The organism is Catenuloplanes japonicus, from assembly GCF_000717135.1.
Lineage (GTDB): Bacteria > Actinomycetota > Actinomycetes > Mycobacteriales > Micromonosporaceae > Catenuloplanes > Catenuloplanes japonicus.
Genome location: NZ_JNXY01000004.1, coordinates 106893 through 125241, shown reverse-complemented (window position 1 = coordinate 125241; position 18349 = coordinate 106893). Strand labels below are relative to the sequence as shown.

14 protein-coding genes are annotated in these 18349 nt (G+C 73.1%); 7 read left to right on the top strand and 7 right to left on the bottom strand.

Annotated features, from left to right (window positions below):
- Window positions 1-4: 4 nt before the first annotated feature.
- Window positions 5-1492, bottom strand: coding sequence for an alpha/beta hydrolase (locus tag OP04_RS07230; protein ID WP_033338752.1), 1488 nt, complete (start codon window positions 1490-1492; stop codon window positions 5-7).
- Window positions 1493-1656: 164 nt separating this feature from the next.
- On the opposite strand from OP04_RS07230, the gene OP04_RS07225 reads away from it, so the two are divergent.
- From OP04_RS07225 to OP04_RS07205, 5 genes are all read left to right on the top strand, one after another.
- Window positions 1657-3711 carry an MMPL family transporter gene (locus tag OP04_RS07225; RefSeq protein ID WP_033338751.1) on the top strand — a complete coding sequence of 685 codons (2055 nt, stop codon included), beginning with the start codon at window positions 1657-1659 and terminating at the stop codon, window positions 3709-3711.
- Between the two features lie 759 nt (window positions 3712-4470).
- On the top strand, window positions 4471-5046 hold the full coding sequence (locus OP04_RS07220; RefSeq protein ID WP_198153761.1) for a ferredoxin: 576 nt from the start codon (window positions 4471-4473) through the stop codon (window positions 5044-5046).
- 33 nt (window positions 5047-5079) lie between these two features.
- Complete coding sequence (locus OP04_RS07215) at window positions 5080-5526, top strand: hypothetical protein (RefSeq protein WP_033338749.1); 447 nt, start codon at window positions 5080-5082, stop codon at window positions 5524-5526.
- Window positions 5523-5810 carry a transcriptional regulator gene (locus OP04_RS07210; protein ID WP_033338748.1) on the top strand — a complete coding sequence of 96 codons (288 nt, stop codon included), beginning with the start codon at window positions 5523-5525 and terminating at the stop codon, window positions 5808-5810. Before OP04_RS07215 ends, OP04_RS07210 begins: the two co-directional genes overlap by 4 nt.
- Window positions 5811-5900: 90 nt before the next feature.
- Window positions 5901-7280, top strand: coding sequence for an MFS transporter (locus OP04_RS07205; RefSeq protein WP_033338747.1), 1380 nt, complete (start codon window positions 5901-5903; stop codon window positions 7278-7280).
- On the opposite strand, the gene OP04_RS07200 is transcribed toward OP04_RS07205, so the two are convergent.
- The 5 genes from OP04_RS07200 to OP04_RS54545 all read right to left on the bottom strand — a co-directional run bounded on the left by OP04_RS07200 (window position 7216) and on the right by OP04_RS54545 (window position 14703).
- Window positions 7216-8073, bottom strand: coding sequence for a DUF817 domain-containing protein (locus OP04_RS07200; RefSeq protein ID WP_063746564.1), 858 nt, complete (start codon window positions 8071-8073; stop codon window positions 7216-7218). The genes OP04_RS07205 and OP04_RS07200 overlap by 65 nt on opposite strands.
- 5 nt (window positions 8074-8078) lie before the next feature.
- Window positions 8079-8693 (bottom strand): hypothetical protein, encoded by a 615-nt coding sequence (locus tag OP04_RS07195; RefSeq protein WP_033338746.1) that lies wholly within the window; start codon window positions 8691-8693, stop codon window positions 8079-8081.
- Window positions 8694-8706: 13 nt separating this feature from the next.
- On the bottom strand, window positions 8707-9885 hold the full coding sequence (gene dinB, locus OP04_RS07190) for a DNA polymerase IV (protein ID WP_033338745.1): 1179 nt from the start codon (window positions 9883-9885) through the stop codon (window positions 8707-8709).
- A 32-nt stretch (window positions 9886-9917) separates the two neighbouring features.
- Window positions 9918-12572, bottom strand: coding sequence for an AAA family ATPase (locus OP04_RS07185; RefSeq protein ID WP_033338744.1), 2655 nt, complete (start codon window positions 12570-12572; stop codon window positions 9918-9920).
- 190 nt (window positions 12573-12762) lie between these two features.
- Window positions 12763-14703 (bottom strand): zinc-binding dehydrogenase, encoded by a 1941-nt coding sequence (locus OP04_RS54545; protein WP_198153760.1) that lies wholly within the window; start codon window positions 14701-14703, stop codon window positions 12763-12765.
- A gap of 183 nt (window positions 14704-14886) precedes the next feature.
- Here OP04_RS54545 and OP04_RS07175 point away from each other — a divergent pair, with 183 nt between their 5' ends.
- Window positions 14887-15270: a Dabb family protein gene (locus OP04_RS07175; protein WP_033338743.1), complete on the top strand. Its 384-nt coding sequence runs from the start codon at window positions 14887-14889 to the stop codon at window positions 15268-15270.
- Between the two features lie 53 nt (window positions 15271-15323).
- Here OP04_RS07175 and OP04_RS07170 read toward each other — a convergent pair whose 3' ends face one another.
- Entirely contained in the window at window positions 15324-17087 is a 1764-nt protein-coding gene (locus OP04_RS07170) for a multicopper oxidase family protein (RefSeq protein ID WP_051797231.1), read from the bottom strand.
- Between the two features lie 244 nt (window positions 17088-17331).
- On the opposite strand from OP04_RS07170, the gene OP04_RS07165 reads away from it, so the two are divergent.
- Window positions 17332-18348 carry a leucine-rich repeat domain-containing protein gene (locus OP04_RS07165; RefSeq protein WP_198153759.1) on the top strand — a complete coding sequence of 339 codons (1017 nt, stop codon included), beginning with the start codon at window positions 17332-17334 and terminating at the stop codon, window positions 18346-18348.
- Window position 18349: the final 1 nt, after the last annotated feature.

The window sequence follows — 18349 nt, the reverse complement described above, 5'->3', positions numbered from 1 at the left end:
ATCCTCAGCGGTGGTCGTTGATGAACCGGATGATCGCCTCGGCGCCCTCCGCCGTGGACGCGGGCGTGTGCCCGGCCCCGGCGATCTCGACGAACGTCGCGTGCGGGAATTGTGCCGCAGCGGCCCGGCCGGAGTCGCTCGGGGTGTTCGCGTCAAGATCACCAGAAAGCACCAGCACGGGTACGTCCGGGAGCGCCGCGCCCGGGGCGAACGGGGATCCCGCCGTGGGGTCGTTCGGCCAGTGCAGGCAGGCGCCGGTGTCGTAGTTGGCCCGGGTCGACCAGGCTTCCGCGGTGAACGGGGCGAAGTCCGCGTCCGGCTGCGCGGCCAGCACGGCCTCGTAGTCCGCGGTGCGCTGCGCGACCGGGTCGGCGTAGTCGAAGTCGCGCAGGTAGTCGTGGCAGGTCGTGGCCCAGCTCTGCGCGTCGGAGAGCGCGAGCGGGCCGTACGAGTAGATCTCCACCTCGGCGAGGATGCTCTGCGTGGCCAGGTCCCGGATCGGGGTCAGGTCGCCGTCCCGCGCTGCGGCGGCGGCCGTGGCCAGGGCGAGCTGCTTGGTGGTGTCCGGGCGGTTGGAGTAGAGGCGGCCGGCGACGGAGGCCAGCTGCCAGTCGTCGAGCGTGACGCGGTGGGTGGCGTCGATCTGCAGCGTTTCCGGCGTGTGCCGCAGCCTTGTCGCGAGTGCGGCCAGGTCGGCCAGCACGGCGCCGCCGTCGCACCGCCTCGTCGAGAGACAGACCAGGCCCACCGCCCGGCGGAACGCGGCCGCACCGACCGCGCCGGTCGTGTCCTCGTTCACCGCGTACGCGCCCGCCATCGTCACGGTCCGCACGTGATCGGGGTAGCGGTGGGCGTACGCCGGCATCAGGTAGCTGCCGTAGGAGACGCCGAGCAGGTCGAGCCGGTCCAGCCCGAGCGTGGCCCGGACCGTGTCGATGTCGTCCGCGACCGCGTTCGTGGCGTAGTCGGCCACCCGGTCGCCGAGCTGCGCACCGCACTCGCCGATCATCTCCCGCTGCCGGGCCGGCGGCGCGTAGACGCGCTCCGGGCCGTCCAGCGCGGGGCAGGACAGCGCGGTCGACCGGCCCACGCCGCGCGGGTCGATCAGCAGCACGTCGTGCCGGTCCAGCGTCGGCGCGAGCGCGTCCGTGAAGTACCTGCCGGTCAGGTCGATCGTGGAGCTGCCGGGGCCGCCCGGGTTCGGCACGATCGTGCCCAGGCCCGGCCGGGACACGTCGGTGTGCGGGACCAGCGCGAATCCGACGTCGATCGTGCCGGCCGCCGGGCGGGTCCGGTCGCGGGGCACGGTGATCAGGCCGCAGCGTGCGGTCGGCAGGCTGGGCAGCTCCGGGCAGTCGGCCAGCGCGGCCAGCGTCTCCGCGGTGACCGTGGGCGTGGTCTGTGCGCCGGCGACCGGCGCGGGCGGGGCGGCGCATCCGGTGGCGATCGCGGTGACCGCGGCCAGGGCGGCGGCGAAACCGTACCGTCTCATGGGTTTGTCCTTCGGGGTTGGCTCTTTCCGGCAGGGCAAACATTCGCAGCCCGGTTCGCCAGGATCGTCACGCCGACGCGGGAGACGTTTCTCCCTCTCGCGGGGGAGGGGAAAGGCCTCGCGGGGTGAGGATCCGGCGCGGCACGGCCGGAAGGCTCGACGCCGTGAAGACACACCAGATCGCACAGTGGAGTACGCGCCGGCCCTGGACAGCCGTGGCGCTGTGGCTCGCGTTCGTCGCCGCCTGCCTCGCCGTCGGCGCGCTCGTGCCGGCCCGGACCGTGACCGCCGCGGAGACCGCGGTCGGCGAGGCCGGCCGTGCTGCCGTCATGCTGCGGGACGCCGGGCTGGGCGCCGCGGCCACCGAGAGCATCCTGATCACCGGGCCGTCCCTGGAGGCCGCACGGGCCGCGGCGGCCGATGCGGCCTGGCGGCTGGGCGGGCTCGACGAGGTCGCGCAGGTCGGCGTCGCGGTCACCGCGGACACGAACGACGCGGTCGTGCTGCCGGTCGTGCTGAGCGGCGACCCGGAGACCGCGGACCTGCGGCTCGCACCGCTCCAGGCGGCGGTCGCGGCGGTCGCGGCCGACTTCCCCGACCTGCGTGTGGAACAGACCGGCAGCGTGTCGCTGCGCGCCGGGCTGGCCGCGCAGAGCACCGAGGATCTCGACGTGGCCGCGCTGGTCAGCCTGCCGATGACGCTGATCATCCTGCTGGTCGTGTTCGGGGCGCTGGTCGCGGCCGGCGTGCCGGTGCTGCTCGGGCTGTCCGCGGTGGCGGCCGCGTTCGGGCTGTCCGCCCTGGTGTCGCAGCTGATCCCGAGCACGGGCACGACCTCGGCGATGGTGCTGCTGATGGGCATGGCGGTCGGCGTCGACTACTCGCTGTTCTACGTCAAGCGCTACCGGGAGTCACTTTCCCAAGGCCACATCCCGGCGGTACGGATAGCGGTCGAGACATCCGGCCACTCCGTGCTGATCTCCGGCATCGCGGTGATCATCGCGATGCTGGGGCTGTTCCTGGTCGGCGACGTGACGTTCTCCTCGCTCGCCGCCTGCTCCGCGCTGGTCGTGGCCGTGGCGATGCTGGGCTCGCTGACCGTGCTGCCGGCGCTGCTCACCGCGCTCGGACGGTGGATGCGGCCCTCGTCCAGGATCTCCCGCGAGCCGCGCCTCTGGCCGGCGTTGCTGCGTCCCGCGCTGCGCCGTCCGGTGTGGACGCTGGTGGGGTCGGTCCTGGCGATGACCCTGCTGGCGGTGCCCGCGCTCGGGATGACGCCGCGCAATCCGGACGTGGACGACCTGCCGCGCGGAATCCCGGCCGTGGCCGCGCTGCACCGGTTGATCGCCGCGTTCCCGGACGCGCGGTCGAGCCACGTGGTGGTCGTGTCGCTGCCCGCGGGCTCTTCTGCTTCTGCCTCGACGGAGGTGGCGGCGCGATTGCGGACGCTGGGTGACGGCACGCCGCGCGTCTCCTCCGACGGCCGGGTGCACGAGCTGGTGATCTCCTCGGACGTCGACTCGGAGTCGGCACAGGCCCGCCAGGAGGTTCTCGATCTGCGGAGACGTCTGCCGGAGGTGCTGCGCGGCCTGGACGCGTCGTGGGCGGTCGGCGGCGACGCCGCGCTCTCCGTCGACTACGCGGACAACCTGGCCCGCGCGCTGCCCTGGGTGGTGACCTTCATCGTGCTGGCCACCTCGGCCGTCATCGTGGTCGCGTTCCGCTCGCTGGTGCTGGCCCTGGTCACCGCCGTCAGCAACCTGATCTCGGTCGGCGCCGCGTTCGGCGTCATCACGCTCGTCTTCCAGACCGTCGGCGGCGGCCACATCGTGACGTTCGTGCCGCTCTTCGCGTTCGCCGTGCTGTCCGGCCTCTCCATGGACTACCACGTGTTCGTCCTGACCCGCGTCCGCGAGCTGGTCTCCGACGGCGTCCCGACCCGCGAGGCCGTGGCCCGCGGCATCACCGGCTCGGCAGGCACCGTGACCAGCGCCGCCGTCATCATGGTCTCGGTCTTCAGCGTCTTCGTCCTCGGCCACGGCATCGAGTTCACACAGCTCGGCGTCGGCCTGTCCACCGCGGTCCTCATCGACGCCCTGATCATCCGCGCCTTCGTCCTTCCCTCGCTGCTGACGCTGCTCGGCCGGTGGACGTGGTGGCCCGCCCGCCCGCAGCCGTCCCCGCCTCCTGCCCCGTCGCTGGTCACGGCCGTCTCGTAACATCTCGGCACGTGCTCGGGAGGCCCGGCCTTCCTGCCGGGCCTCCCGTCCGTCGTGCTCCCGTCCGCCTTTGTCGCCCCTTCGCGCCGAACGCTGTGAACCACGAAGCCCCGCAGCGCGGCGGGCCGAATTCCGGATATTTCATGTCATGTCGCCCGAACACGGAAAGCAACGAGCCTTGATCAACGGTCGTATGTACGTTTCCACGGTCTCAGGCACTCGAAGCGTGGAAAACGTACAGACGGTCATGATCACGACTGGAAGCCGCGGCCTGTCCGTGGTGCAAAAGCCGCAAGACGGGCCTGCCGCCCACCCGAGAGCGCACACGGAGAGTCGGCAGGGGAGTCTCGCCGTCGAATGGGAACGGCGGTGCTCCCGGACCCGGTTATATATGCCGAAATTTCGGGCGCGGAGCGCCCGACGGCTGCTTCCGGCCTGGTCCTCGATCCCGGCCTGGTCCTCGATCCCGGCCTGTCCTCGCGACGTGCGGAGCGCCAGCGGAGCCCGTCGCGAGGTTTGCCCGCGGGAGCAGCGCTGCCGGACCACGCCGGAAGCGGGAAAGGAATTAGATCTGATCTGGGTTGTCGCCTCCCGGTTGTCACGAATTCCGGCGGCGGGGCGCGGGCCGGGGCCGTCGCGCGAGCGGGATCGGGGTCTGGGGCCGCCCCCAGGCAAACTCAAGGGCCCGCGGGAGCGGCGCTGCCGCACCACGTCGGAAGCGGGCAAGCAAGATCTTGAGCTGGATCTAGGGTTTTGGGCGTGACGTATTGGGATCCGATGCCGACCGTGGCCGCCTCTGCGGGATTGGAGGTGGCGAATCTTCCGGAGCGGCTTCTCGGGGCGCCGGAGGCGTATCTGCGCGGGCTGTGGGAGCACCGTGATTGGCGGAACGTGCCCGGTCCGTTCTACGGCGCGTGGACGGATTCCTGCTGGGTGGGGCGGGAAGTGGCGCCGATGAACGTGGTCTATGAGGACGATTTCGGCGGGGAGGTGGTGTATCGGCAGCCGGAGAACGCGGCCGAGGTCCGGCTGGTGCTGACGGCGGCGTGGAGCGATCCGTATCGCAGCTATGCGGCGGACGGTGACGCGCATTGGACGCCGGCCCTGGTGAGGGAGTGGTGGGCCGCGCGCGGACGGCTGGCGGCGTGGATCGACGGTCTGGAGGGGCGCTGGGCGGTGAGTGAGCGCGCCGACGAGCGGGAGGCCGCGGGCGGGCTGCGGGACTTCCGGCGCTATCTGGGCGGCGGCCTCGAAGCACAGTTGCGGGGCTACGCGTTCTGGCTGGAGCGCCGGAGGGCGCCGGAGCCGGGGGAGGCCCTGCCGCTGCTTCGTTGACTTTCCAAGACGGAATGTGATTGAGTTTCCGTCATGGAAAACGATGCTGCCGCGCAGCTTGCCGCGATCAATGACACCCGCAGTGCCGTGGCCGACCGGCTGATCACCCCGTGGTGGTACCACCCGGCGCTCGGGACCGCGCTCGCCGTCTACGTGGTCGGGCTCAGCCTGGGCAACACGGCGGTGCGGCTGGCGACGGTGGCGGTGTTCGTCGCGTTCTGCGTGGTGCTGACCAGGACGTACCGGCGGATGACCGGCGTCTGGGTCTCCGGCGCCGACGCGAAGGGCGTGGCCGGCCGGTGGGCGACCGCGATGGGCGCCATGGTCGGCGTGATAGCGATCGCGGGCTGGCTGATCGGCGCCTATACGGACCTGGACTGGCCGGTCTGGTGCCTGGCCGTGGTCGTGCTCGCCGGGACGATCGTGCTGGGCCGGCGGTTCGACGCGGCGCTGCGTGCTCAGCTGCGTGCGGCCGCATGACCGCACCGTTCGACGAGGTGATCCACGCGCCGCACCGGCTGCGGATCTGCGCGTTCCTGGACGCGACGTCGAGCGCCGAGTTCGGCGTGCTGCGGGACCTGCTCGGCGTGGCTGACTCGGTGCTCAGCAAGCACGTGAAGGTGCTGCAGGACGCCGGGTACGTGGTGGTGACCAAGCCGACCGGCCGCGGGCGGGTCAAGACGTGGCTGAGCCTGTCGGCCGAGGGTAAGCGGGCCTACGCGCGGCACGTGGCGGCGCTCCGTGCGCTGATCGGCGGCGCGTAGTACAGTTCCGGGCGAGGGAAAAACGCTCTGACGAGCGCGCACACGCAGCAGCCCCACGCTCTGCCACTTCATGACACATGGAGTGGGCAGATGACGAGAACAACACCGGCGATCGCCGCACTGGCCGCGGTCTTCCTCTTCGAGATGCTCGACAACTCGATCCTCACCGTCGCGCTGCCGGCGATCGGCCGCGACCTCCACGCCTCCACGTCGGCGCTGCAGTGGGTGACCGGGTCCTACGCCGTCGTCTTCGGCGGGCTGATGCTGCTCTTCGGCGCGATCGCGGATCGTTTCGGGCGGCGCCGGGTGATGCTGGCGGGGCTGGTGCTGCTCGGCGTGGCCAGCGCCGCCACCGCGGCCGTCACCACGTCCGGGCAGCTGATCGCGGTGCGGGTCGTCATGGGGGTCGCCGCGGCGATGACCACGCCGGGTGCGATGGCGCTGGCGTTCCGGCTGTTCGACGACGACGCGCGGCGGGTGCGGGCGCTCAACATCATCACGACGGTCGGCCTGGTCGGCCTCGCGGCCGGGCCGATCGCGGGCGGCCTGGTGCTGCGGGTGGCGCCGTGGCAGGTATTGCTGTTGATCAACGTACCGATCGCCCTGCTGGCGTTTGCCGGGATCTGGCGGGGCATCGCGCCGGACGTGCCGGAGGACCTGCACCGGGCGCCGATCGACGTGGCCGGCGCGGTTCTCGGCACGCTGGCGATCGTGCTCGTGCTGGCCGCGCCCACGTTCCTCGTCGAGCACGGGGCCTGGGCGCCGGCGGCCGCGGCGGTGATCGCCACCGCGGCGTTCGTGGGCCGGGAGCGCCGGGCGGCCCATCCGCTGCTCGACCTGACGCTGGTGGCCCGGCCGCTCGTGTCCAGCGGGCTGGCCTACAAGGCGGCGCAGGGGCTCGGGACGGCGGCGCTGACCTACCTGGTGACGCTGCAGTTGCAGCTGGACTGGGGCTGGTCGGCCGCCGAGGCCGCGCTCGGCATGCTGCCGCAGGTCGTGGTGCTGCTCGCGGGCGGGGTGGTGGTCTCGCCGTTCGTCGCGCGAGCCGGTCTGGCCGCGGCGGCCTGGATCAGTTCGGTGTCGATCGTGCTCGGCCTCGGGGTGTACGCGGCGCTGGGCACGTACAGCTACGGCTGGGTGGCCGTTGCGCTGGTCCTTGTCGCGTTCGGGACGCGCATGGTGGGGATCGTCGCCGCGACCAATGTCATGCGCGGGCTTCCCGCCGACCGGACCACGATGGGGGCGGCGCTGATCGACACGGCGTCGCAGGTGACGACCGGGGTCGGGATCGCGGGCGCGGGCACCGTCCTGGCCGCGATCTTCACCGGCAGCATCGTCGCCGGCGATTGGAGTGCCGCGCAGACGCACCAGTTCGAGGTGGCGGTGCGCGTGGCCGGGCTGGCGGTCACCGGGCTCGCCGGGGGTCTGGTGCTCTGCGGCTTCCTGCGAGCACGGGGCGCTTCGCACTAGCGGCCTCGCGGCCGGTCTCTCGCGCCTCCACCGGGACGCCGCGCGGAAACGAGCCCTCCTCCCACCGCTTCAACGCCGCCACCAGCACAAAGCTCACGCTCACCAGTAGCGCCCACGACCCGAACTTCGACAGGTGCACCATCCGCCACACGTCCCCCTGGTCCGGGTACTGCCACGCGCCCAGGAACGTCGCCCCGTTCTCCGCCAGCCACAGCGCCCCGCCGATCAACAGGAACGACACCGCCAGCGGCATGCGGTATCGTGCCTCCCCGACCCGGAACGTGACCGTGGTCCGCCACGTCGCCGCCAGCAGTGCCACCGCACCGACCAGCCGCAGGTCGGGCAGCCAGTGGTGGGTGAAGAAGTTCGCGTACACGAACACCGCGGCCGCGGCCGTCGGCCACACCCGATAGCCGATCAGCCGCAGATCCAGCCGCCGCCAGGCCTGGCACATGTAGCTGCCCACCGCCGCGTACATGAACCCGCTGTATAACGGCACCCCGCCGATCTTGCTGAACGCCTCACCCGGATACGTCCACGACCCCGTCCGCACCTTGAACAGCTCCAACGCGAGCCCGACCAGGTGAAACAGCCCGATGACCAGCACCTCCCGCCCGGTCTCCACACGCAGCGCCCACAGCAGCCCGGTCAGCACCAGACACCCGATCAGCAACGCGTCGTACCGCGCGATCGGCAACGGCACCACACTCGTCACCGCCAGCAACCCGAACACCGCGCCCGCGAAGACGCAGCTCGCCGCCTCCTGATACCCGAACCGCCACAGCTGCCGCATGCCGATCAGTGTGTTGCCGACGCCGGTGACGACGGGATTCCTTTCCCGCTTCCGGCGTGGTCCGGCAGCGCTGCTCCCGCGGGCAAACCTCGCGACGGGCTCCGCTGGCGCTCCGCACGTCGCGAGGAGCCGGTTTCGCGTCGCACGGTCAAGAGCCCGGACTCGTCGGGGCTGATCTCGTGGGCCACCAGGATCAGGATCTCCCGCTCGCGTGCGGTGACGAGGCCGAGTTCGCGCGGTGGTGGCGAGGGCGGCGACGGGATGCGGTGGATCAGCCTGCTGGTGGCGCGCGGTGAGAGCAGTGCCTCGCCGCCGGCGGCGAGCAGGACACGGTGTCTCCTGCACGATGCGGTAGGCGGCCAGATTGACGACGGCCGGGAGCTGCCGTCCTGCTGTTCGAGGACGTCGAAGCCGGTGGCACGCAGGCCGGTGATCAGGTCCGGCAGGCGTTCCAGGCCGCCGACCGGCTCGGCGCCGTGGGCGTCGCCCGGATCGCGCAGCATCCCGACCACGGTCTTGATCTCCTCCAGTACGGCGTCGGCCGCAGTACGGATGTGCCGGGGTGGCTCGACAGGATGCTGCCGCACATCGACGTCGAGGGAGAGCGGCTCGGCGCACATCCACGGTGGGAACTCAGTCCGGCAGGAGGGGCACGGGCTGGTGGAGGTCGCGGCCCAGCCGGGTGGCGCGGGTGACCGAGGAGGCGCCGAACCGGTCCCGGATCGCGTCCAGCGCGGAGTCCAGGCCCGCGTCGTGCGGGTCGTCGAACGGCAGTTCGGGCTGCACGGCGCCGCCGCCGTCCAGGTTGCCGACCGCGACGCCGACCAGCGTGAGGCCACGCCGGGCGATCAGCGGGCGGGAGTCGGTGAGCAGCCGGCGGGCGGTGTCCAGGATCGCGCGCGTGCTCATGGTGGCCTTGAGCAGGCTGCGGGACCGGCTGGCGCGGGTGTAGTCGGCGAACCGCAGCCGCAGCGTCACGGTGCGCCCGGGGCGCCCGGCGGCGCGCATCCGCCGGGCCACGCGGTCGACCAGCGCGGCGAGCACGGCGTCGACCTGCTCGGGCGGGTGCGGGCCGCGGCCGAGCGCGTTCTGGGAGCCGATCGAGCCACGGCGGGTGCCGACGCGTACCCGCCGGGGGTCGTGGTTGTGGGCCAGCGCGTGCAGGTGGCGGCCGGCGTGCGCGCCGAGCATCGAGACCAGCGCGGCCTCGCCGATGCGGGCGACGTGCCCGACCGTGTGGATCTGCCGGTCGCGCAGCTTGGCGGCGGTGACCGGGCCGACGCCCCACAGCCGTTCGACCGGCAGCGGGTGCAGGAACTCCAATTCGCCACCAGGGGGTACGACGAGCAGGCCGTCCGGTTTGCCCACGCCGCTGGCCACCTTGGCGAGGAACTTCGTGGCCGCGACGCCGACCGTGATCGGCAGGCCCACCCGGGTGCGGACGTCCGCGCGGAGCGTCGCCGCGATCTCCTCCGGGCCGCCGCGGATGCGGCGCAGCCCGCTCACGTCCAGGAACGCCTCGTCGATGGAGATGCCCTCGACCAGCGGCGTCGTGTCCCGGAAGACCTCGAAGACGCGCTTGCTGGCCTCGGCGTACGCGCTCATCCGCGGCGGGACCACGATCGCGTCCGGGCACAGCGCCCGCGCGGCGGCCAGGCCCATCGGTGTCCGCACGCCGCGTGCCTTCGCCTCGTAGCTGGCGGCCAGCACCACGCCGCCGCCGACCAGCACGGGCCGCCCGCGCAGCCGCGGGTCGTCGCGCTGCTCGACGGACGCGTAGAACGAGTCCAGGTCCGCGTGCAGGATTACCACCGCGACAGTAGAACACACGTTCGAAGACGCAGCTAGAGGTGCGGATGATCTCGGAGTTGGGCGCGGGACGTGATGCCGAGCTTGCGGAAGATGTTGCGCAGGTGGGCGTCGACCGTGCGCTTGCTGATGAACAGGTGGATGGCCACCTCCTTCGAGGTCGCGCCGGCCGCGACCAGCCGCCCGACCGCGATCTCCTGCATGGTGAGCGTCTCGTAGTCCGGCCCGGAGCGGGGCATCACGCGCTCGCCGGTGGCGCGCAGCTCGGTGGCGGCACGGCGGGCGAACGCGTCCGCACCGGTGGTGACCAGCAGGTCGTGCGCGATCCGCAGGTGCACCACGGCGTCCCGGCGGCGGGTCCGGCGGCGCAGCCACTCGCCGTAGAGCAGGTGGGCGCGCGCCCGGTACGGCACCAGCGGGCTCCCGGACATCCGGTCGACGGCCTCGCGGTAGTGGTCCTCGACGCCGGTCACCAGCCCGCGCGCGTACGCGGCGACGCCCAGCCCGGTCACGCTGCCGCTCGCCTCCGTCTGCGCGGTCAGCGCGTCCAGCGCACCGGCCGCGATCTCCGGCTCCTGGCAGCGGACCGCGGCCTCGATCAGCTCGGGCAGCACGGGCCCGCTGAGGAAGAGCTCGTCACGGTGCCGCGCCGCGGCCAGCGCGGCCGGGTAGTCGGCCAGGCCGTTGTGCAGGACCGCCGTCACCCAGTGCAGGTTCGTCACGTGCGCGGCGCCGCGGGTGGCGGCCTCGGACAGCGCCAGCACCTCGTCGCGCCGGCCGCGGTGGGCCGCCAGGTGCAGCCGGTGGTAGAGCAGCGGGTCGCCGCCGACGGCCTGCGCGATCGCCTCCTCCTCCGCGCCGGCGACGAGCGCGCGGCCGACGTCGCCGACCAGGACCGCGTCCACGACCTGCTGGGCGAGGCCGAGCCGGAGCGTGGCCGGGGAGCCGGACTCGCGGCCGGTCTTCACCAGCCAGGCCGCGATCGGGGCGAGCGCCTCGGTGTCCCAGAGCTCACCGGCGATCATCGAGGCGAGCGCGGGACGGCTGGCCCAGAGCGGAGCCGGGTCGCCGTGCAGGACGCCGCGCAGCAGCGGTACGGCCGCGCGGTGCCCGTCCGCGTCCAGCACGGTCAGCGCCTCCAGCACGTCCGGCGCGGTCGGGGGCGGGGCCTCCGTCCGTACCGTGGCCATGATCCGGGTCATCAGACCACCGGCGCGGCCGACGACCAGGCTCATCTCGACCGCGTCCAGGAGACATTCCCGGGCCGCGTCCGGGTCCGATGTGGACAGGCGGCGGGCGGCGCGCACCATGAGCGCGGGGCCGGTCTCGTCGCCGGGGCGGGTGAACGCGATCCGGCCCCGGAGCACGTCCGCGCGGGCGAGCTGGTGCGCGTCGAGCGTGGACTCGTCCAGCGTGTGCAGCAGCGTGGCGGCCGCGTCCGCACCGCCGGCGTCGACGTGTGCCTGCGCCGCGGCCAGCGTCCGGGCGGTGCGGGCGGCCCGGTCGAGCGACAGCGCCGCGGCGTGTTCGAGGAAGGCCGCGGCCGCGGCGACACCGCCCCTGGCCTGCGCGCGGGCGGCACATCGTTCCAGGCCGTCGGCCACGTCGTCGTCCGGGCCGCCGCAGGCGCGGGCGCGGTGCCACGCCCGCCGGTCCGGGGCCTGCACGGGATCGGTGACCTCGGCCAGCGCGCCGTGCGCCGCGCGCAGCTGCGCCGGTGCCGCGGCCCGGTAGACGGCGGAGCGGGCGAGCGGATGACAGAACCGGACCCGCACGTCGAACTCGGCCAGCCCGGTCGCGGCCGCGTCCGCACCGGCGCGGGACACGTCCAGGTCCAGGTGCCGCGCGGCCGCCCAGAGCAGGCCGGGATCGCCGGTCGGATCCGCGCCGGCGATCGTCAGCAGCAGGCGCGCGTCCTCCGGCAAGGGTTCCAGCCGGGACCGGAAGCCCTGCTCGACGCGGGCCGGCACGGTGTCCGGCGGCGCGAAACCGCCGGCGCGCGGCAGTTCGAGCAGCGCGAGCGGGTTGCCGTGCGCCTCGGCGACCAGCCGGTCCCGCACGCGCTCGTCCAGCGGGAACGGGCTGCGCGCGGCCAGCAGCTCCCGCGCGCTCGCGTCGCTCAGGCCGCCGACCGCGAGCGCGGGCAGCGTGTCCAGCTCGCCGGGCGCCCGCGGGGACCGGGCCGCGACCACCATGGCGATCGGGTCGGCACCGATCCGCCGCGCCAGGAACACCAGCGCCTTCGACGAGGCCGTGTCCAGCCACTGCGCGTCATCGACCAGAAAGAGCAGCGGGTGTACGCGCGCGGCCGCGGTCATCAGCTCCAGCGCGGCCAGCCCGACCCTCAGCAGGTCGGGCTGGCCCTCCATCAGCCCGAACGCGACGGTCAGAGCCTCGCGGTGCCGGTCCGGGATCTCGGTGAGCAGCCCCAGGAACGGCTGGCACAGCTGGTGGAGGCCGGCGAACGGCAGCTCCTGCTCGAACTCGGCCCCGGACACGCGCGTGATCGCCCAGCCGGACGCGGTCCGCGCCGCGTGGTCGAGCAGCACGCTCTTGCCGATGCCGGCCTCGCCGGTGAGCAGCAGCGCGCCGCCCTCACCGGCGCGGGCCGCGTCCAGCAGGGCGGTGACGCGGTGGTGCTCGTCGGTCCGGCCGATGATCAGGCCGGGTTTGACGGCGTATGCGCGCATACCAGCGACGGTAGAGGATGCGGGTGAGGTAGCGCCGCGCGGGCGGTTTACCGAGCCTCCGGGCCGGGCCTGCCTCGATCGACGGGACCGCGTCGATCAACGGGCACTCCGTGCCCGAAATTTCGCGAAATAGTGGCCCGCCGCAGGTTCTGGGCCCAGCGCCCTTCCGGCCGCGCCCCGGCGGCGTGGTTCACCGCGACGCGGACACAAGCAGCCACCGCCCTCGGCGACCGCCCGCGGCCACGGCCTCGTACGCGGTCGCGGCCTGCTCCAGCGGCACCCGCCCGGCCACCCGCAGCTCCAGCACGCCCTCCGCCGCCAGTTCCAGCAGCTCCGCGAGCCGCGGCCCGTCCGGCACCGAGGCGACCAGTCCTGTCCGGACACCGCGCTCCGCCGTCGCCGGCCGCGCGGACGTCAGCGCTGCCAGGGCACCGCCGTCGCGGACCGCGCCGAGCGCGGCGGACTCCAGCACGGCCGCGTCGAGCACGGCGTCGAAGACCGGGCCGGGCAGCGTGGTGACCAGCTCCCGGGCGCCCGCGCGCAGCACGAAGCCGCGGTCGGACGCGCGGGCCAGCGCGGTCACGGTCCAGCCGGCGCGGGCCGCGAGCGCGACCGCGTACCCGCCGACGCCGCCGGCCGCGCCGGTGACCAGCAGCGTCCGCCCGTCCGCCGGGCCGAGCACGTCGAGCAGTTGTGCCGCGGTGAGCGCGTTGAGCGGCAGCGAGGCCGCGTCGACCGGGTCGAGGCCGTCCGGGAGCGGCGCGGCGGCCTCGGCCGGGACGACCGTCTCCTCCGCGTGGCCGCGGGCGGGCGCGGAGAGGTCCGCGTGGGCCGCCGCGATCCGGTCCCCGGGCGCGAACGTGGTGACGTCGTCGCCGACCGCGGTCACGATGCCGGTCAGCGACGAGCCGAGCCCGAACGTGCCGGTCAGCCCGTAGACCGCGCGTCCCGCCCCGCCGGCCAGGAACAGGTCGACCGGGTCGACGGAGGCCGCGGTGACGCGGACCCGCAGCTCACCGGCGCCGGGCGCGGGGACGTGCACGGTCCTCAGCACCGGGGCGCCGGACTCCGGCTCGGAGACCAGCGCGCGCGTCGTCGCGGTCGGGTCGGGCACCAGTACCACCTTGCCGGCGACCGTGCGCGACTCGGCCAGCACCAGCGCGTCCGCGGCCCGCGAGAGCGGCAGCCGCGCCGCGATCTGCGGCGTGATCACGCCTTCGGCCAGCAGGCGGAGCACCTCGGTGAGGTCCCGGCGCAGGCGCGCGCGGAACGTGTCCCGCTGCTTCAGCCCGTCCCAGAAGTTGTACTGGTAGGCGCTGCGCGGGTTCGGCGAGTAGTGCCACTGCTTGATCCGGGCGTACGCGGCGATGAACGGCAGCTGCGGGTTGCCCTCGTCGTTCTTCGCGGACGCGGCGCCGTACGAGACGAGCGTGCCGTCCCGGCGCAGCATCTGCCACGACTGCTTCAGCCCTGGCCCGCCCACGTGGTCGAAGACCGCGTGCACACCGTCCGGGGCCAGCTGCCGGATCCGGCCGAGCCAGCCGGGATCGGTGTAGTCGACCGGCGTCGCGCCGAGCGCGCGCACGAGGTCGTGGTGACGCGCGGACGCGGTGCCGATCGCGGTGATGCCGGCGTGCCGGGCCAGCTGCAGCAGCGTGGAGCCGACGCCGCCGTTCGCGCCGAGAACCACGATCGTCCCGCCGCTGCGCACCTTCGCGAGGCCGTGCAGCATCTGCCACGCCGTGATGCCGTTGACCAGCACGGTCTCCACGGCCGCGGGATCAAGACCGTCCGGCACGGGTACGAGATCGGCCGCGTCCACCTCGAGGTGGCTGGCCCACCCGCCGATCTTGGTGACCGCGGCGTAGCGCCTGCCGGCCATCGCGGCGTCCACACCCTGACCGGTCTCGACCACGGTGCCGACCACGTCGTAGCCGGGCACGAACGGGAACGCGGGCTGGTCGTAGTACCGCCCCAGCCTCATCTGCTGCTCCGCGAAGGAGACGCCGGTCGCCTCCATCCGCAGCAGCACGTGCCCGGCCGCCGGGGCGGGCAGTTGCCGGTTGACCTGCTGCAACTCGTGCGGTGCGACCTTGCCCGGCAGCACGATCTCCAGGGCGGTGACGGTCATGCGACTACTCCTCGACGACTGTGGAACGCGAGCCCTCACCGTGCCCGCCGGCACACGCGGCCCGCGTCGGTAAGCGATGCCTAGATCCGGCTAGGCATCCGTTGCCGATGCTGCCCGGACCCGGTCCCGACCAGGATCGATCCGTGCGCGACAGCGCACCGTCACCGCCACGAGGAGAGCACGATGATCTACCACAGCATCCGGATGAAGGCCCGGGACGGCGTCACCAGGGCGCAGATCGAGGAGGCGCTGGAGTGCCTGCGTGAGCAGGGCCGGGTCATCCCCGCGGTGCGGTCGTTCGTGGTCGGCCGGGACTTCGGCGGCGATTTCGACTGGACCGGCGTCTTCGTCATCGAGGATCTCGACGGCTACTGGGAGTATCTGGTGCATCCGGCGCACCTGCGTACCGACCGGGTGGGTCTTCCGCTCCTGGAACGGTTCATGCAGTTCGACGTGACCGACGACGAGGACCCGGATTTCGGCGCCCGGATCGCGGAGCTGCACCGCCGCCGCTACGAGGAGGACCCGGAGCTGGCCGCGCTGGTGGCGGGCCTGCTGCCCCGCTGATCCCGCTCGGCAGCCCGCACCTTCCGCGGTGACGGAAGGTGCGGGCTGCCTGCTCACTCGGGCGAATGGTCCGAGGAGTACGGCGTGCTGACCCCCGCGTAGGTCACGTGCATGATCATGCCGTTGGCGCCGTGCGAGAAGTTGTGGCAGTGGTCCATCCAGATTCCCGGATTGTCGGCCGTGAACTCGATCTCGTAGGCCTCTCCGGTGCCGACGTTGAGCGTGTCGGTCCACCATGGACTTCCGGTGGCCGCGACGCCGTTGCGCGACAACACCCGGATGCGGTGCCCGTGCAGGTGGAACGGGTGGTTGACCACGCTCCGGCCGGCGATGGTGACCTTGACCCGATCTCCACGATCAACCTCCAGCGAGGGTACGGCCGGGTAGAGCCGCCCGTTGATCAGGCTGCTGACGTAGCCGAACTGCCCCTGGCTGAACCCGAACCCGTCGTCCAGGCGCAGCGCGAACGTACGCTGGTGGTGCTGCTTCGGCGCCGGCGCGCCCGACCCGTAGGCCAGCGGATCGAACGCGGGCCCGCCGTCCTGCGGCGCGTCGCCGCTCCCGAGCGTGAGCGTGGCGTCCGGACTGCCGTCCACCGCGACCCCGACCGGCGTGGCCGGCATGGTGAACACGACGTCGTACCGGCCACCGGCCGGGAGGAGCAGTCCGGTGCCGGAGGTCAGGTCGGTCGCGCCCTCGATCGGGTTGCCGTCCAGCGCGGCCACCCGGAACGGCGTGCCGCTGACCCGGACCGTCTGCGCCTCCTCCGAGCTGTTGATCAGGCGTACCCGCACGGTCGTGCCCGCGGCCGGCGCGTCCTGCCCTTCCGCCGTCTCCAGCGAGACCGCCTGGGATCCGGGCCAGATGTGGGTGAACGCGGTCCGCTCCACGCCGCTCGCGGCGTCGTCCTCGATGATCAGCGCGCCGAACAGCCCGCGCTGCACGTTGAGCGAGCCGTCGCGGTGCGTGTGGTACCAGAACGTCCCGGCCCGGGTCGGCACGAACCGGTAGACATGCCGCTCACCGGGCATGACCGCGTTCTGCGTGACGCCCGGGACGCCGTCCTCCGCGTTCGGCACGTCCACGCCGTGCCAGTGCACCGTGACGCCCTCGGTCACGTCCGTGTTGACCAGCGTGACCTCGATCAGCCGGCCGCGCTTCGCCCGCAGCTCCGGGCCGGGCGCGGTGCCGTTGAACGTCAGCGCGTCGGCGGACGTGCGGGCCGCCGTCAGGGTGAATCGCACGTCCGGCTCCTGGGTGCGCGGCCCGGTGAGCTGGTCGACGCCGACGGACCCGCCCGCATGCTGGTGATCACCGCCCGCGGACGCGTTCGCCTGCGCCGCCACCCCGAGCGAGGCGGTCGGCACCAGCAGCGCGAAGACGGCGAGCCACGGCAGCCCGGCCGGCCGCGATCCGTTCGCGCGCCCGCGGCCGAGCAGCACGGACACCGCGCCGACCGCACCCAGGATCGCGACGGACCCGCCCAGCACGGCGGCGACGTCCGGCGGCCCGAACGGCAGCAGCAGCCACCAGACCGACAGCAGCGCGCCGGTCGCCGCGACGTGCATGGCGGTCCGGCCCGGCCGCCGGAGTGCCCAGACGATCGGCAGCACCGCCAGCGGCACCTGCACGGTCAGGCGCGAGTCCGCCAGCAGCGGGCTTCCGGTCAGCAACAGACAGGCGACGGCCAGGCGCGCGGCCGCCGTGCCCGCGACGATGTGGAGCCACCGCCGAGAGCCCCGGAGGCCGAGGACCGGCGCGACGATCAGCATGAGTATGGCCAGGGTCAGGTCAGTGAAGATGAGGATTCCGTACACCCCCTCACCGTCGCCGCGACCGCCCGCCCTTCGCGTCGGCAGCACATGCCTAGGTTTGCCGCCGGCCGGGACCATCGCGCCGGCCGGGGTCTGGGGTCGTCCCCGGGCGAGCTCACGCGCCCGCGGGAGCAGCGCTGCCGCACCACGCCGGAACCAAGAGGCAATGTGGGGTTTGGGGTGTTTTTGGACGTCCGGGCGCGGTTACGATGCCGTGTCCGGTCCGGCCATGTGCGACGGGAGTGTCATGCCGCCCTCCGATCACCTCGATGTCTTCGCGGGGCTACCGGTCATCCGGTGGAACGACCCCGCCACCTCGCTCGATCCCGCCAAGGTGGCCTGGCGCCTCGACGACTGGAACGAGGAGTGCACGGACTACGGCGACATGGAGGAGGCCCTTGATGCCATCGTCGCGCGCACCGGCCCTGAGGGACCTGTCGCCGTGGTGGTCGGATTGTGGAGCGATCCCTCCGACACGCCGTTCGATGTCGAGTGGTTCGTGGGCAACGCCCATCGGTTCGGCCGGCTACGGGCGTTGTTCATCGGGGACATGACACAGAGCGACGACCATATCGAGAGCTTTCACATCACGCTGACGGATGTGACGCCACTGCTGGAAGCGGTCCCCACGCTGGAGGTCTTCGGCGTGCACGGTCTCGGCGAAGAGCTGGAGCTGGGCCCGGTGCGCCACGAGAAGCTGCGCACCCTGATCGTGCAGACCGACGACCTGCGGCCGGAAACGGCGCGCACGCTCGGGGCCAGCGATCTTCCCGCACTGATCGACCTCGAACTGCATCTGTCGACGTGGTACGCGGACGAGGGCGTCACACCGGGCGATCTGGACGCGATCCTCGCCGGACGGTCGTTCCCGGCGTTGCGACGTCTCGGCCTGCGCGCCGCCGGTGACACCGACTCGTTCGCGGCGGCGCTCGCGTCGGCGCCGGTCGTCGCGCAGCTCACCGACCTGGACCTGTCCCTGGGAACGCTGGGTGACGAGGGTGTCGAGGCGCTGCTCGCCGGGCAACCGCTCACCCACCTCCGATCGCTGTCCGTGCGGCATCACTACGTGACGCCCGGGGCCGTCCAGCGCCTCGTCGACGGTCTGCCGGGCGTGCACGTGGATGCCTCCGGCAGGCAGGACGCGCAGGGTGGTGAACGCCGTTCCACCCATGACGAGGCGCCGGAGGATCGCGAACTCCGCCAGGAGTGGCGCCGGGAGCGCGCGGCGACGCGAGCGAGGCTGCTGGACGAGGCCCGCGCCTGAC

Excerpts from the sequence above, each read along its gene's own strand:
- OP04_RS07230 (WP_033338752.1), bottom strand. The coding sequence starts at position 1,492 with ATGAGACGGTACGGTTTCGCCGCCGCCCTGGCCGCGGTCACCGCGATC.
- OP04_RS07215 (WP_033338749.1), top strand. The coding sequence starts at position 5,080 with ATGGAAAACGATGCTGCCGCGCAGCTTGCCGCGATCAATGACACCCGC.
- OP04_RS07210 (WP_033338748.1), top strand. The coding sequence starts at position 5,523 with ATGACCGCACCGTTCGACGAGGTGATCCACGCGCCGCACCGGCTGCGG.
- OP04_RS07205 (WP_033338747.1), top strand. The coding sequence starts at position 5,901 with ATGACGAGAACAACACCGGCGATCGCCGCACTGGCCGCGGTCTTCCTC.
- OP04_RS07200 (WP_063746564.1), bottom strand. The coding sequence starts at position 8,073 with ATGCGGCAGCTGTGGCGGTTCGGGTATCAGGAGGCGGCGAGCTGCGTC.
- OP04_RS07195 (WP_033338746.1), bottom strand. The coding sequence starts at position 8,693 with ATGTGCGCCGAGCCGCTCTCCCTCGACGTCGATGTGCGGCAGCATCCT.
- OP04_RS07185 (WP_033338744.1), bottom strand. The coding sequence starts at position 12,572 with ATGCGCGCATACGCCGTCAAACCCGGCCTGATCATCGGCCGGACCGAC.
- OP04_RS54545 (WP_198153760.1), bottom strand. The coding sequence starts at position 14,703 with ATGACCGTCACCGCCCTGGAGATCGTGCTGCCGGGCAAGGTCGCACCG.
- OP04_RS07175 (WP_033338743.1), top strand. The coding sequence starts at position 14,887 with ATGATCTACCACAGCATCCGGATGAAGGCCCGGGACGGCGTCACCAGG.
- OP04_RS07165 (WP_198153759.1), top strand. The coding sequence starts at position 17,332 with ATGCCGCCCTCCGATCACCTCGATGTCTTCGCGGGGCTACCGGTCATC.